This window comes from Caballeronia sp. Lep1P3 (genome assembly GCF_022879595.1).
Lineage (GTDB): Bacteria > Pseudomonadota > Gammaproteobacteria > Burkholderiales > Burkholderiaceae > Caballeronia.
In genome coordinates this window covers 346,413-360,072 of the sequence record NZ_CP084265.1, presented here as the reverse complement: position 1 = coordinate 360,072, position 13,660 = coordinate 346,413, and the positions used below count along the sequence as shown (strand labels likewise).

The window sequence follows — 13,660 nt, the reverse complement described above, 5'->3', positions numbered from 1 at the left end:
GCTCGTCTCACGCGCCTTCGGCGCATTCAAGATTCCACGCACGCATGAGTGATTCCGCATTCCATTATGTCGACGGCGTGCTGCACGCCGAAGGCGTTTCCGCAGCCTCGCTCGCGCAGCAGTTCGGCACGCCGCTCTACGTCTATTCCCGCGATGCCCTGACGCGCGCCTACCGCGCTTACGGCGACGCCTGCGCCGGACGGCGCGCGACCGTGCACGTCGCGGTGAAGGCCAACAGCAATCTCGCCGTGCTCAACGTGTTCGCGCGAATGGGCGCGGGCTTCGACATCGTGTCGTCGGGGGAACTGGCGCGCGTGCTGGCTGCGGGCGGAAAAGCGGAGAACACGGTGTTTTCGGGCGTCGGCAAGACGGCGGCCGAAATGCGCGAAGCGCTCGAAGCGGGCGTGAAGTGCTTTAACGTCGAGTCGATTCCCGAGCTTCACGCGCTCAACGAAGTCGCGAAATCGCTCGGCAAGCAGGCGCCCGTTTCGCTGCGCGTGAACCCGGACGTGGACGCGAAGACGCATCCGTATATTTCCACCGGCCTGAAGTCGAACAAGTTCGGCGTGGCTTTCAGCGACGCGCGCGCGACGTATCGCGAAGCGCACGCGATGGCAAACCTGAACGTCGTCGGCATCGATTGCCATATCGGTTCGCAGATCACGGAAATCAGCCCGTATCTGGACGCGCTCGACAAGCTGCTGGAACTCGTCGATCAGATCGAAACCGATGGAATGCAGATCCGGCACGTGGACGTCGGCGGCGGTCTCGGCATCACTTACGACGATGAAACGCCGCCCGATATCGGCGATTTCGTGCGCACGCTCCTCGCGCATATCGAGAAGCGCGGTCACAGCCAGCGCGAAGTGTATTTCGAGCCGGGGCGTTCGCTCGTCGGCAATGCGGGCGTGCTGCTCACGCGCGTCGAATATCTGAAGCCGGGCGAGGAGAAGAACTTCGCCATCGTCGACGCCGCGATGAACGATCTCGCGCGCCCCGCGATGTACGAGGCGTTTCATCGCATCGTGCCGGTCGAAAAGCGCGACACCCCCGCGCATCGATACGACATCGTCGGCCCGGTCTGCGAAAGCGGCGACTGGCTCGGGCGCGATCGCGATCTTGTGGTCGAACCGGGCGATCTTCTGGCGATCTGTTCCGCCGGCGCTTACGGCTTCGTGATGAGCTCGAACTACAACACGCGCCCGCGCGCCGCCGAAGTGATGGTGGACGGCGAACGCGCCCGCCTCGTGCGCGAACGCGAGGAAGTGAAGCAGTTGTTCGCCGGCGAATCGATTCTGCCGGACTGACGCCCGGCCAAAGTGCAGACAAAAAAGCGATGCCGCGGCATCGCTTTTTCTATGCGCGCCTTGCGTTGAACCAGGCCAGCACGCGCCAGCCGAGAAGCGCAATCACGATGGCGCCGTAGATTTTCGGCAGCTCGAAGTCGTGCTTGCCGGCCTTCATCCACCAGAAATGCAGAATGGCGAGCGCGGCGATCAGATAGATGACCCGATGCAGCGTCTGCCAGCGACGGCCGAGCCTGCGGACCATCGCTTTGGGCGACGTGACGGCAAGCGGAATCAGCAAGACGAACGCCGCGAAACCGACCGTGATGAACGGCCGCTTGCCGATGTCCTTCACGATCTCGGCGACGTCGAACCATTTGTCGAACCAGATGTACGTCGTGAAATGCAGCACGGCGTAGAAGAACGCGTACAGGCCGATCATCCGGCGAAATCGCAAGAGCGCGGCCACGCCGGTCAGCCTTCGGAGCGGCGTGATCGCGAGCGTGATGCACAGGAACACGAGCGTCCAGAGGCCGGTCGAGCGCGTGATGAACTCGATCGGATTCGCGCTCAAGCCGCCGAACGCGCCAGTCGTCCCCAGAAGCACGATGCGCGCAAGCGGATACAGCGCCGCGATGAAAACCACGACCTTCACGGGCGCGATCCAGCGCGGCCCGCTTTTGATGCGCGCGCGCGGCTGCGCCGTTTCGACTTCGGATGCGGTCGGCATCGTTCAGAAGTTCTTCTTCAGGTCCATGCCCCGATACAGCGACGCGACCTGATCGCCGTATCCGTTGAACATCAGCGTCTTGCGCTTGGGCGTGAAAAATCCGTCCTCGCCGATGCGCCGTTCCGTCGCCTGACTCCAGCGCGGATGATCGACGTTCGGATTCACGTTCGAGTAGAAGCCGTATTCGTTCGGCGCGTAGGTGTTCCAGCTCGTCGGCGGCTGCTTTTCGACAAAGCGGATCTTCACGAGCGACTTCGCGCTCTTGAAGCCGTACTTCCACGGCACGACCACGCGCACCGGCGCGCCGTTCTGGTTCGGCAGCACCTCGCCGTACAAACCCACGGTCAAGAGCGTGAGCGGGTTCATCGCTTCGTCCATGCGCAGACCCTCGGAATACGGCCATTCGAGAATCGGCGTGGAAAGCCCCGGCATCTGCGATGAATCGGCGAGCGTGATGAACTGCACGTACTTTGCGTTGCCGGACGGCTCGGCGCGCCGGATCAGCTCGGAGAGCGACACGCCGATCCACGGAATCACCATCGACCAGCCTTCGACGCAGCGCAGCCGGTAGACGCGTTCTTCGAGCGGCGCGAGCTTGAGGAGGCCGTCGATATCGTAGACCTTCGGGTTCTTGATCTCGCCTTCCACCGAGACCTTCCACGGCCGCGGACGCAAGGTGCCGGCGTGCTCTGCCGGATCGCCCTTGTCGGTGCCGAACTCGTAGAAGTTGTTGTAGGTCGTGATGTCCTTGAGCGGCGTCGGTTTGTCGAGCGCGACGTAGTTCGCGTTGGTTTTGGCGGCGAGCTTCTGGCCTTTCGCGTCCGGCGAACTCAGCGTCGCGTGCGCGAGACCGCTCGCGCCGCCCAATCCTGCCGCCGCCAGCGCGCCGATCGAGCGCAATGCGCGGCGGCGGTTCTCGAATACCTCGCGCGGCGTGATTTCGCGGCTGGCGATGTCATCGCCGTAAAGCGCCGCATTGCGTTTGATCCACATGCCCCACTCCTCTTTCGCGATACTCAGGCAAACAGCAGAACCGATGCCCGTATTCCACGTTGACACGAAAAAAAACCGCCAGCGCACACGCATGGCGGTTTTTTTCTTTCCGATGCGGCGGCCTACAGCTTGCCGTAACTGTGCAAGCCCGACAGGAACATATTGACGCCGAGGAACGCGAACGTCGTCACGACGAGACCCGTCAGCGCCCACCACGCCGCCGCCGCTCCCCGCAGCCCCTTCATGAGCCGCATATGGAGCCACGCCGCGTAGTTCAGCCAGACGATCAGCGCCCACGTTTCCTTCGGGTCCCAGCTCCAGTAGCCGCCCCACGCTTCCGCCGCCCACAGCGCGCCGAGAATCGTCGCGATGGTGAAGAACGCGAAGCCGACCGCGATCGACTTGTACATGACGTCGTCGAGCACTTCGAGCGGCGGCAGGCGGTCCGCCAAGAAGCCGCGCTGCTTCGAGAGATACGCGACGGACACCATCGCCGAGAGTGCGAAGCTGCCGTAACCGATGAAGTTCGCGGGGACGTGGATCTTCATCCACCAGCTTTGCAGCGCGGGCACGAGCGGCTGAATCTGCTGCGCGTCGCGGGAAATCGAATACCACATCAGGAAGCCGACCGCCGCGCTGATGACGAGCAGCACGAACGCGCCCATCTGACGCGTCGCGTAATGCTGCTCGTAGTACAGATAGAAGAGCGACGTGATGAGACAGAACAGCACGAACACTTCGTACAGGTTCGAGATAGGAATATGGCCGACATCGCTGCCGATCATGTACGACTCGTACCAGCGCACCATCATGCCCGTGAAGCCCATCAGCACCGCGGCCCACGTCATGCGCGAGCCGATCGCGCCGCCCGTCTGCGAGCGCGTGACGAGCCCGATCCAGTAAAAAAGCGTCGCGAGGATGAAAAGCGCGCTCATCCACAGAATCGCGGATTGGCTCGACAGGAAGTACTTCAGGAAGAAATTGGTGTCCGCGCGCGCGAGGTCGTGCTGATAAAGCTGGATGGAGACGAGCGCCATGACCGCGATCAGCGCGATCAGCAGACGCACGGGCTTCCAGCGCCAGCCGAGCACGACGAAGGTCGGCACCGCGCCGACCAGCACCGCCGTGTCGTACACGTCCATGTACGCGTGATAGCGGTTGAGCGCGAAGCCCGCGCCGGCGACCATCGCGAGCGCGAAGAGCCAGTCCAGTGCGCCGAGTTTGCGCCAGAACGGACGATCGTCGAACGCGGCAATATCGGGAAGGCCCGGGGCCGGACGTTCCGTCTTGACGGAAGCGTGGGAGGAAGTCTGTGTGAGGTCCATGATCTTACCGTGATGAAACTTCCGAGCTCGCGGCTTCGGATTGCGATTGCGGCGCGGCGTGCGCGTTCGACGCGGCGGGTTCGAGCGGCGAAGCGGCCGGATCCAGCGGCGAAACGCCCAGCGCCGCAGCGACGGACGCGCGCGTGCGCTCGAACTCCCTCTCGAAGTCCAGCGTTCTGCGCGCCGTGGACATCGCCATCAGCACGCTCGCGCCGCCTTGTCCTGAATCTTTGAGCCAGAACCAGAGCCGGCGTTCGCGGACGTAGAACATCGAGAAGATGCCGATCACGAGGAGGAGGCTGCCAAGATACACCACTTTTTTACCCGGCGCGCGCGTCAACTGGAATACCGAGGCTTGCACCTGCTTGAAGGAATCCAGTTGCAGAAAGACAGGAGAACCGTATAGAAAGCTGTCAGAAAGCGCGTTGATCGACGCCTGAACGAACGCGGTGTTTTTCTCGTCGATCTTCGCGTCGGGCTGGCCGTTCTGCTCGCGGGACATCTGCCAGACGTCCCACATCGCGCCTTCCAGCATCCGCATCAGAAGGCTCGCGGCTTTTTCCTGTTCGGCCTTCGGCACCGATTTGTCGATGAAACCGGCGATGCTCTGAAAGCCGCCAATCGACTGAGGATTCGCGCTTGCCGCGCCGTTTTCGGCCGCGCCGGCGAAGAGATTCAGCACGCGGATCGCGCTTTCTTCCAGATGCTTCTGCAAGTCCGCGTTCTCCTGCGGCACCGAACGCAGGGCGAACCGGTGCGCCGCGGCCGCGCGCGTCGCGGGCGTTTCGAGTGCGGCGCGCAACTGCATCCACTGCTTGACCGTGCCGCCGTCGTCGGCGGGAATGCGCAGATAGCGGAACGGATCGTTCGGACTCAGGCGCATGCCGGCCAGAAACATCCGCTGACCGCCGACATCCACCGGCAACATGTAGTTGCTGTACTCGCGCGCCTGACCGTCCGTGCTACGCACCTTGTACTGCACCGACGGGCCGATGTTGCGCAGGTCCGTCGGCTTCGACGTCTTCGCGCCGGAGCCGAGGCGCTCGTCGAACGCATCGCGCAGCGTTTCCTTCTTGCCGACGCCGCGCGCGTCCGACGCACCGCTGCCGTCCGTCATGTTCTCCACGTTGATTGCGCGGAAATCCGTGAACTCGACGGTTTCGCCCTTCGCGCCCGCGAACTGCGCGGCGATGGGCGCGTTGCCGCCGATCGTTCCGTTGAAGGGCGCGGTCTGCGCGCTGCCGCCGGTCATCGGCCAGGCGGTCATCTGGAGCTTCGAGCCGCCGTCCTGAAAGCTAGATTGATAGATGGAAACGCCGTCATATGTGAACGGCTTGTTCACTTCGACGCGCGCCGGGATGCGCTTGCCCGTCTTGTGATCGATCACGACGATGTCGCTCGCGAAGAGCTTCGGCATGCCGGTCGAGTAGTAATCGACGATGAACTTGTCGAGCTGAATGGAGAACGGCAGGTCCTGAATGATCGAGCCGTCCTGCTGATTCAGAATGGCCGTGCCGACGTACTGGCCTTCCGGCACCCACGCGTAGCCGCGGAAGGTCGGGTTCGACGTGGACAGGCGATGCTCGGCGGAAATGTCGTTGATGACGGCGTTCGTGTTGATTGGCGTCTTGTCGAAGAGCCACATTTGCAGCTTGATCGGCAAGTTGCTGTCGAGCAGCCCGCCGATACAGATCACGACGATCGCGAGGTGCGCCGAGATATAGCCGATTTTCGTGAGCGCCCCGCGTTTGCCGGCGATGAGCGTCGCGCCCGTGTCGGTTTCGCGCCTCACGAAGCGATAGCCCATCTTCGCGCTGAGGCGCTCGAGCGTCGCGGCCGTCTGCGCGCGATCCGCCGGCACCGCGAACTCGCCCTTGTGATGAAACGCCCGCAGGCTGCCTTCGTGCACGCGGTCTTTCCAGCTCTTCATGTCCGCGATCATCTTCGGGCCGTTGCGCACGACGCACAGCGACACGGAAATCACCAGGAAAACGAGTATCAGCATGAACCACCACGCGCTGTACACGTTATAGAGGCTCACGCCACGGAAGATGTCCGCCCAGAACGGGCCGAACTGGTTGACGTAGTTGGGATACGGGTCTTCCTGCGTGAGCACCGTCCCGATGATGCTCGCAATCGCCAGTACGACAAGCAAAGCGATGGCAAAGCGCATCGAACTCACGAGCTCGACGAAATGCCTGACGGCGCGACGGCCCGACTTCGACTGCAATCCCGATGTGGTGACGCTCATTCAAACTCCGGCTGACAGCAAAAAAGGGTGGAGACGCAAGCGGTCTGACCGACCGACGTCCCACCCTTTTCTTGTTTTGGCGCCGGCCTCTTCGACCGGCTCGGTGCGTAGTATCGGCGATTCCCGGCGTTCGCGCTGAGTGGCTCGGTCACGGGAAACGCGGGACGCCGCGTGCTGCGTTTAGTGCAATCCGGCGACGTAATCCGCGACCGCCTTCATTTCCGCGTCGTTCAGGCGCGACGCGATGGCATGCATCGGCTCGCTGTTGTTCCGCGTGCCTTGCGCGAACGCGTTGAGCTGCGCGACGGTGTAGTCGCCCCACTGCCACGACAACCGGGGATACTGCACCGGGATGCCGAGGCCGGTGGCACCGTGACACGCGGCGCACGCCGGCACGCCCTTGTCCGCGATGCCGCCGCGGTAGATCTTCTGGCCGAGCGCGACGTCGTTCTTGTCGCGCGCGTAGTTGGGCTTGGTTTTCTGCGACGCGAAGTACGCCGCCACGTTCACCATGTCCTGATCGGACAGCGCGCCCGCGATGCCCGTCATGATCGGATTGTTGCGCGCCGGCGCCTTCGCGCCCGGCTGCGTCTTGTAATCCTTCAATTGCTTGACGATGTATTCGGCGTGCTGACCCGCGAGCTTCGGAAAAGCAGCGCCGGCGCTATTGCCGTCCGCCGCGTGACACGCCGCGCACACCTGCGTCGCGATGGCCTGCCCTCTCGTCACATCCGGCTTGGCCGGCTGCGCGGGCTCGGCCGCACTCACTGATCCCGCCAATCCGACCAGACCCACACTGAAAGCCGCCGCTGCCTTAAGTACCGCCTTGTGCACCGCCAGAGACTTGTACAGTCGGTTCATTCGCGTACCCTGTTTTTCGTCTTGTGAGAATGGAGGTTCTGCAAAAAACGACGGCAGCCGAACTGCCGCAAGGTACCCGAACGAAGGGCTCAAAGACGCCCTGAAACTTTCGCTCCTTGTCGATCGCAGCCGGCGCGAAAGCGCCTGTCTCCGATCCCGTGCAAAGCTGTGGGTGACGCCTGCGGCTTGGGTCTTGCACCCTCGCGGGTCTTTAAAAATCCGTCGTATTGTACAATAACCCGCTACACGCAAAGACGCCAGTCGGGGCATGCCCAGTATTGCCGGGGTTCTCTAGGCTTCAGTCAACGCCGCTCTCTCGGTCTCCCGCCAATGTCATTTCTGCTTCATCAAGCTCGCTTCTTCACCACGGTCAATCATCTGCGCGATCTTCCGCCCACGCCTCAGCCGGAAGTCGCCTTCGCGGGACGTTCGAACGCCGGCAAGTCCACGGCGATCAACGTGCTGTGCAACCAGAAACGCCTCGCGTTTGCGAGCAAGACGCCGGGACGCACGCAGCACATCAATTACTTCTCGGTCGGACCGGAGGCGGCGCCGGTCGGACATCTCGTCGATTTGCCGGGTTACGGCTACGCCGAAGTTCCCGGCGCGGCCAAGGCGCACTGGCAGCAGTTGCTGTCCACGTATCTGCAAAGCCGCGCGCAGTTGCGCGGCATGATCCTGATGATGGATTCGCGCCGTCCGCTGACGGAACTGGACCGGATCATGGTCGACTGGTTCGCGCCCACTGGCAAGCCGATCCACGCGCTCCTCACGAAGTGCGACAAATTGACGCGACAAGAGATGACGAACGCACTGCGCGCGACGCAGAAGGCCTTCGGCGAATACAAGGCGGCGGGTTATCGCGGTGAGTTGAGCGTGCAGCTTTTTTCGGCGCTCAAACGCACGGGCCTGGAAGAAGCGCACGAACTGATCGAAAGCTGGCTGATTCCCGAGGACACGTCTTCGGAAGACGCTGCCCAGTGACGGACCGGCGGCGGCGCACAGGCGAGCGGACATAAAAAAACCCGCCGCATGGCGGCGGGTTAATAGCCTAATCGAATTTCGACAGGCACCCGCTCAGGGAGGAGAAGCGGGGAGCGCGGCGCAAGCGCCTTGCCCGCTGGCTATGATATACCATTGTCTCGAAACGTTTCCGGAACGGCGCCCGGCTTGTCCAGCCTGGCTCTCAGCGCCGCAGAGCGCGTTTTGGACCTCTCCCCTGAAGCACGTCAAACAGAGTCGAAGTCATGAGTTTCTATCCTCATCATCGTCCGCGCCGCATGCGCCGCGATGACTTCTCGCGCCGTCTGATGCGCGAAAACATCCTCACCACCAACGACCTCATTTATCCGGTGTTCATCGTCGGGGGCGCGAACGTGCGTCAGGCGGTGCCGTCGATGCCCGGCGTCGAGCGCACGTCGGTCGATCTGCTGATGAAGGTTGCGGAGCAATGCGTCGAGCTGGGCGTTCCCGTCATTTCACTTTTTCCGGCGATCGAGCCGTCGCTCAAGACGCCCGATGGCCGCGAGGCGACCAATCCCGAAGGATTGATTCCGCGCGCGGTGCGCGAACTGAAGAAGAATTTCCCGACGCTCGGCGTGCTGACCGACGTCGCGCTCGACCCGTACACGAGCCACGGTCAGGATGGCGTCCTGGATGAAGACGGCTACGTGAAGAATGACGAAACGAGCGAGATTCTCGTCGAGCAAGCGCGCACGCAGGCCGAAGCGGGCGTCGATATCGTCGCGCCTTCGGACATGATGGACGGCCGCATCGGCGCGATCCGCGAAATGCTGGAAAGCGACGGCCACATCCACACGCGCATCATGGCGTATGCCGCGAAGTACGCGTCGGCGTTCTACGGCCCGTTCCGCGATGCCGTCGGCTCGGCCGCGAATCTCGGCAAGGGCAACAAGATGACGTACCAGATGGATCCGTCGAACACCGACGAAGCGATGCGCGAAGTCCGCATGGACATCGAGGAAGGCGCTGACATGGTGATGGTCAAGCCGGGCATGCCGTATCTGGACATCGTGTGGCGCGTGAAGGACGAGTTCCGTTTTCCGACGTATGCGTATCAGGTCAGCGGCGAATACGCGATGATCAAGGCGGCCACGCAGAACGGCTGGCTGGATCACGACAAGGCGATGATGGAATCGCTGCTGGCATTCAAGCGCGCGGGCGCGGACGGCGTGCTGACGTACTTCGCGCTGGACGCTGCGCGCATTCTGCGAGCGTCGAAGTAAGAAGTCAGCTTCCTGAATGCGAAAGGGCGATGCGGTTCGCGCATCGCCCTTTTTGTTTATCCGTTCGATGAAGCGAGCTTGTCGAGGCTCTTCAGGAACGTATCCGCCGATTCGTAGCCGACGACCCGCGCCACCTCGTTTCCGCGCGCGTCGAAGAAGATGATCCCGGGCGGACCAAAAAGCCCGAAGCGCTTGAGAAGCGTCTGGTCGGCCGGGTTGTTCGCGGTGACGTCGGCGCGCAGCAAGTTGAGCTGCGCAAGACGCGCCTGAACGCGGGCATCGGAGAACGTCAGGTTCTCCATTTCCTTGCAGGACACGCACCAGTCCGCGTAGAAGTCGAGCATCGCGGGACGCGCGGCGGCTTTCACGGCCGAATCCAGTTCCGTCGACGAGCGCACCGGCGCGAACACGGGCGTTCGCGTTTGCGCGTCCGTGGTCGCGGTGAGATCGGCGCGCGAAGCGAGGATTGCGAGCGGGCGCAACGGATCGGTCGATCCCGCGGCCAAACCGAGAAGGAGCGCCGCCGCCCACACCGCGAAAGCCGCGCCGAGCCCACGCCCGAGGCGCTTCCACACGTTCGCAGACGCGCTCGCGCCAGAGCCGAACACGCCGAGCGACGCGGCGGCGGTCAGCAGCCACAGCGCGCCGAGCAGCATCCGCGCGACGCTGCCGATCACCGGCCAGACGATCCACAAGGCAGCCGCCACCAGCGCTACGCCGAAGAACACTTTCACGCCATCCATCCAGGCGCCTGCGCGAGGCAGAATCGAACCGGCGCCGAGGCCGATCACGAGCAGCGGGACGCCCAGACCGATGCCCATTGCGAATAACGCCGCCGCGCCGAGCATCGCGTTGCCCGTATGCGCGATGAAGGCGAGCACCGCGAAAAGCGGTGCGGTCATGCACGCGCCGACCACGAGCGCCGACAGCGCGCCCATTACGGCAACGGCGGCGAACTTGCCGCCGCTGCGCCTCTGCGACGCCTCGTTCACGCCACTCTGCCAGCGCTCGGGCAAGGTTATGTCGACGCCAGAAATGAGCGCGACCGCAAAGGCCGCCAGCAGCACGCCGAATGCGCCGAGCACCCACGGATTTTGCAGCCAAGCCCCCAGGCTTTGGCCGATAAGCGCGGCAGCGACGCCAAGCGCCGTATAAACCAGCGCCATGCCGACGACATATGAGACCGACAATGCGAATCCGCGTCCGCGTGTGACGCGTGCGCCTTCTCCTACGATGATCGCGGAGAGAATGGGAATCATCGGATATGAGCACGGGAGCAGGCTGAGAACCATGCCGGCCACGAAGTACAGGCCCACGACGGCGAAAAAGCCGCCGCCCAGGAGCATCGACTCGGCATAGTCCGCGCTCTTGGCACGTTCGAACCAGGACTGGGAACGGTCTGCCGCCTTATCCGTCGCCCGCGATGCCGATGCGCCCGCCGGCTCGAGCGCCTCGCCCTTCACGCGATAGGTGCGCTCCATCGGCGGATAGCAGATTCCCTGATCCGCGCAGCCCTGCGACGTCACAGCCAATTCGAACGGACCGCTCGCCTGAGCGACGGGGATGCGGATCAGCAGTTCACCGCGGTATGTCTCGACGTCCTTGTTGAACGTCTGATCGAAGTGGACCTTGCCTGCGGGCAGTTGCGCCGCGCCGATGGTCGCGCCGCCGCTTTTCACGGCGAACGCGAAACGCTCGCGATACATGTAGTAGCCGTCGGCAATCTTGTATCGCACGTCGACTTCGCCCGGCTGCTCGGACGCGCTGAACTTGAACGCGACGCCGGGATCCAGGAAGTCATCGGCCGCGCGCGCCGTGCCGCCCATGACGCACGCCATCGCGAGCAACAGGACGGCGCCCCAGCCTCGGCGCGCAACGATACGGAAAAGCTCAAACATGAAGAGGACGCTGCGTTTCGGAGTTGACCCATTGCCCGTAGGCAGGCGACGCATCCGCCTGCCAGACCAGGATTTCAGGCGTTTCGTAAGGATGCCGGGCTTCGATGAAACGCTGAAGCTCGTCGCTGCGGGCCACGCTCGTTTTGATCAACACCTGAATTTCCTGCGACGACTCCACCGCGCCCTTCCAGTGATAGTGCGACTCCACCGCCCCAAGCTTCGTCACGCATGCAGCAAGCCGCGCTTCAAGAATGGCATGAGCGAGCGCCGTCGCCGATTCGGCATCGGGCAGCGTCGTCAGCATCAGCATGACGGGAACGTTCAATCTGGACTCCGGGGAATCGGTTACGAGCGATATCGTAGCATTCGCGGCCAGCCCGCAGCTTTGCCGGGGTGCCGCGCAGCAGACGCCCAAAAACAAAAAGGCCAAGCTGAAGCTTGGCCTTTTGCTAACCACTTACCGGACTTATTCAGCTTCCTGAACTTCTTCCGTTTCTTCCACTTCCGGGCGATCCATCAGTTGGATCAGTGCCATCGGAGCGTTATCGCCGACGCGGAAGCCGAACTTGAGGATGCTCAGATAGCCACCCGGACGATTCGCGTAGCGCGGGCCGAGAACGTCGAACAGCTTCGCGACGGAATCACGATCGCGCAGACGGTTGAACGCCAGACGGCGGTTTGCCAGCGACGGCTTCTTGCCGAGCGTGATCAGAGGCTCGACAACCTTGCGCAGTTCCTTGGCTTTCGGCAGCGTCGTCTTGATGACTTCGTGCTCGATCAGCGAGTTCGACATATTGCGGAGCATTGCCAGACGGTGGCTGCTCGTGCGGTTCAGTTTCCGCAAACCATGCTTGTGACGCATTTTCAGTTCCTTTAACGAGTTTTGATCCAGCTCTTCTATTGCGCTTCGCTGTAGAACAGCGGCGCACGGGCCGGTCGAAGAAAAAGCAAGACGCGGATTTTAAAGCAAAATCCGCGTCTTTGCCAGTTACAGCGAGACGTCTGCGATTACTTGTCGAGACCGGCTGGCGGCCAGTTTTCGAGCTTCATGCCGAGCGTCAGGCCACGCGAGGCCAACACTTCCTTGATCTCGTTCAGCGACTTGCGACCGAGATTCGGCGTCTTCAGCAGCTCGTTTTCCGTGCGCTGGATCAGATCGCCGATGTAGTAGATGTTTTCGGCCTTCAGGCAGTTGGCGGAACGCACCGTCAACTCGAGGTCGTCCACCGGACGCAGCAGGATCGGATCGATCTGCGGCGCGCGCGACGGCGCTTCCGCTGCCGCTTCCGTGCCTTCCAGCGCCGCGAACACCGACAGTTGATCCACGAGAATGCGCGCCGATTGACGGATCGCTTCTTCCGGCGAGATGACACCGTTCGTCTCGATGTTCATCACGAGCTTGTCGAGGTCGGTACGCTGTTCCACACGCGCGCTTTCCACGGCGTAGCTCACGCGGCGAACCGGCGAGAACGACGCGTCCAGCACAATACGGCCGATGATTTTCGCCGACTCTTCGCCATAACGACGCACGTTGCCCGGCACGTAGCCGCGGCCCTTCTCGATCTTGATCTGAACGTCGAGCTTGCCGCCCTTCGACAGGTGAGCGATGACGTGTTCCGGGTTGATGACCTCGCAATCATGCGCGAGTTCGATATCGCCGGCAGTGACCACGCCTTCGCCTTCCTTGCGCAGCGTCACCGTGACTTCATCGCGGTTGTGCAGCTTGAAGACGACGCCCTTCAGGTTCAACAGCAGGTTGACCACATCCTCTTGCACACCATCGAGCGTCGAGTATTCGTGCACGACGCCTGCGATCGTCACTTCGGTCGGCGCGTAGCCCACCATCGACGACAGCAGCACGCGCCGAAGCGCGTTACCCAAGGTGTGGCCATAGCCGCGTTCGAACGGCTCCATAACCACTTTCGCGTGGCTTTCGCCAAGCGATTCAACAGCAATGATCTTGGGCTTCAACAAACTGGTTTGCATAGGTTTTCCTTTTCAATACCCTCGGCTCGTTACACCGATAAGGCTGACCGGTAACAACCTGAAAATACACAGCCGGGGATGCCC

General features: G+C 62.7%; 12 protein-coding genes. 3 read left to right on the top strand and 9 right to left on the bottom strand.

The window, feature by feature from the left end:
* The first annotated feature begins 44 nt into the window (after positions 1-44).
* Positions 45-1,307 carry a diaminopimelate decarboxylase gene (gene lysA, locus LDZ27_RS01695; RefSeq protein ID WP_244815033.1) on the top strand — a complete coding sequence of 421 codons (1,263 nt, stop codon included), beginning with the start codon at positions 45-47 and terminating at the stop codon, positions 1,305-1,307.
* Positions 1,308-1,356: 49 nt separating this feature from the next.
* Here lysA and msrQ read toward each other — a convergent pair whose 3' ends face one another.
* The 5 genes from msrQ to LDZ27_RS01670 all read right to left on the bottom strand — a co-directional run bounded on the left by msrQ (position 1,357) and on the right by LDZ27_RS01670 (position 7,446).
* Positions 1,357-2,016: a protein-methionine-sulfoxide reductase heme-binding subunit MsrQ gene (gene msrQ / locus LDZ27_RS01690; protein ID WP_244815032.1), complete on the bottom strand. Its 660-nt coding sequence runs from the start codon at positions 2,014-2,016 to the stop codon at positions 1,357-1,359.
* 3 nt (positions 2,017-2,019) lie between these two features.
* Complete coding sequence (msrP, locus tag LDZ27_RS01685; RefSeq protein WP_244815031.1) at positions 2,020-3,009, bottom strand: protein-methionine-sulfoxide reductase catalytic subunit MsrP; 990 nt, start codon at positions 3,007-3,009, stop codon at positions 2,020-2,022.
* A gap of 122 nt (positions 3,010-3,131) precedes the next feature.
* A complete protein-coding gene (gene ccsB / locus LDZ27_RS01680) occupies positions 3,132-4,334 on the bottom strand; it encodes a c-type cytochrome biogenesis protein CcsB (RefSeq protein ID WP_244815030.1) in 1,203 nt (400 codons plus the stop codon).
* A gap of 4 nt (positions 4,335-4,338) precedes the next feature.
* Positions 4,339-6,585 (bottom strand): cytochrome c biogenesis protein ResB, encoded by a 2,247-nt coding sequence (locus tag LDZ27_RS01675; protein ID WP_244815029.1) that lies wholly within the window; start codon positions 6,583-6,585, stop codon positions 4,339-4,341.
* Between the two features lie 180 nt (positions 6,586-6,765).
* The gene (locus tag LDZ27_RS01670) at positions 6,766-7,446 is read right to left on the bottom strand and encodes a cytochrome c (protein ID WP_244815028.1); all 681 of its coding nucleotides are present in this window, start codon (positions 7,444-7,446) and stop codon (positions 6,766-6,768) included.
* Between the two features lie 330 nt (positions 7,447-7,776).
* On the opposite strand from LDZ27_RS01670, the gene yihA reads away from it, so the two are divergent.
* Together yihA and hemB are read left to right on the top strand one after the other, a co-directional pair.
* Positions 7,777-8,430 carry a ribosome biogenesis GTP-binding protein YihA/YsxC gene (yihA, locus tag LDZ27_RS01665; protein ID WP_244815027.1) on the top strand — a complete coding sequence of 218 codons (654 nt, stop codon included), beginning with the start codon at positions 7,777-7,779 and terminating at the stop codon, positions 8,428-8,430.
* Between the two features lie 263 nt (positions 8,431-8,693).
* On the top strand, positions 8,694-9,692 hold the full coding sequence (gene hemB / locus LDZ27_RS01660) for a porphobilinogen synthase (protein WP_244815026.1): 999 nt from the start codon (positions 8,694-8,696) through the stop codon (positions 9,690-9,692).
* Positions 9,693-9,748: 56 nt separating this feature from the next.
* Here hemB and dsbD read toward each other — a convergent pair whose 3' ends face one another.
* From dsbD to rpoA, 4 genes are all read right to left on the bottom strand, one after another.
* Complete coding sequence (gene dsbD, locus LDZ27_RS01655; RefSeq protein ID WP_370653345.1) at positions 9,749-11,590, bottom strand: protein-disulfide reductase DsbD; 1,842 nt, start codon at positions 11,588-11,590, stop codon at positions 9,749-9,751.
* Positions 11,583-11,915, bottom strand: a complete 333-nt coding sequence (gene cutA / locus LDZ27_RS01650) for a divalent-cation tolerance protein CutA (protein WP_244816006.1) — start codon at positions 11,913-11,915, stop codon at positions 11,583-11,585. Before cutA ends, dsbD begins: the two co-directional genes overlap by 8 nt.
* Before the next feature lie 141 nt (positions 11,916-12,056).
* A complete protein-coding gene (gene rplQ / locus LDZ27_RS01645) occupies positions 12,057-12,452 on the bottom strand; it encodes a 50S ribosomal protein L17 (RefSeq protein ID WP_162066873.1) in 396 nt (131 codons plus the stop codon).
* 146 nt (positions 12,453-12,598) lie between these two features.
* Positions 12,599-13,576 (bottom strand): DNA-directed RNA polymerase subunit alpha, encoded by a 978-nt coding sequence (rpoA, locus tag LDZ27_RS01640; protein ID WP_062638164.1) that lies wholly within the window; start codon positions 13,574-13,576, stop codon positions 12,599-12,601.
* Positions 13,577-13,660 lie beyond the last annotated feature (84 nt).

What these genes read in the sequence shown, in the direction of transcription:
- dsbD (WP_370653345.1), bottom strand. Translation starts at nt 11,590, where the DNA reads ATGTTTGAGCTTTTCCGTATCGTTGCGCGCCGAGGCTGGGGCGCCGTC.
- rplQ (WP_162066873.1), bottom strand. Translation starts at nt 12,452, where the DNA reads ATGCGTCACAAGCATGGTTTGCGGAAACTGAACCGCACGAGCAGCCAC.
- ccsB (WP_244815030.1), bottom strand. Translation starts at nt 4,334, where the DNA reads ATGGACCTCACACAGACTTCCTCCCACGCTTCCGTCAAGACGGAACGT.
- msrP (WP_244815031.1), bottom strand. Translation starts at nt 3,009, where the DNA reads ATGTGGATCAAACGCAATGCGGCGCTTTACGGCGATGACATCGCCAGC.
- hemB (WP_244815026.1), top strand. Translation starts at nt 8,694, where the DNA reads ATGAGTTTCTATCCTCATCATCGTCCGCGCCGCATGCGCCGCGATGAC.
- LDZ27_RS01670 (WP_244815028.1), bottom strand. Translation starts at nt 7,446, where the DNA reads ATGAACCGACTGTACAAGTCTCTGGCGGTGCACAAGGCGGTACTTAAG.
- lysA (WP_244815033.1), top strand. Translation starts at nt 45, where the DNA reads ATGAGTGATTCCGCATTCCATTATGTCGACGGCGTGCTGCACGCCGAA.
- LDZ27_RS01675 (WP_244815029.1), bottom strand. Translation starts at nt 6,585, where the DNA reads ATGAGCGTCACCACATCGGGATTGCAGTCGAAGTCGGGCCGTCGCGCC.
- msrQ (WP_244815032.1), bottom strand. Translation starts at nt 2,016, where the DNA reads ATGCCGACCGCATCCGAAGTCGAAACGGCGCAGCCGCGCGCGCGCATC.
- yihA (WP_244815027.1), top strand. Translation starts at nt 7,777, where the DNA reads ATGTCATTTCTGCTTCATCAAGCTCGCTTCTTCACCACGGTCAATCAT.
- rpoA (WP_062638164.1), bottom strand. Translation starts at nt 13,576, where the DNA reads ATGCAAACCAGTTTGTTGAAGCCCAAGATCATTGCTGTTGAATCGCTT.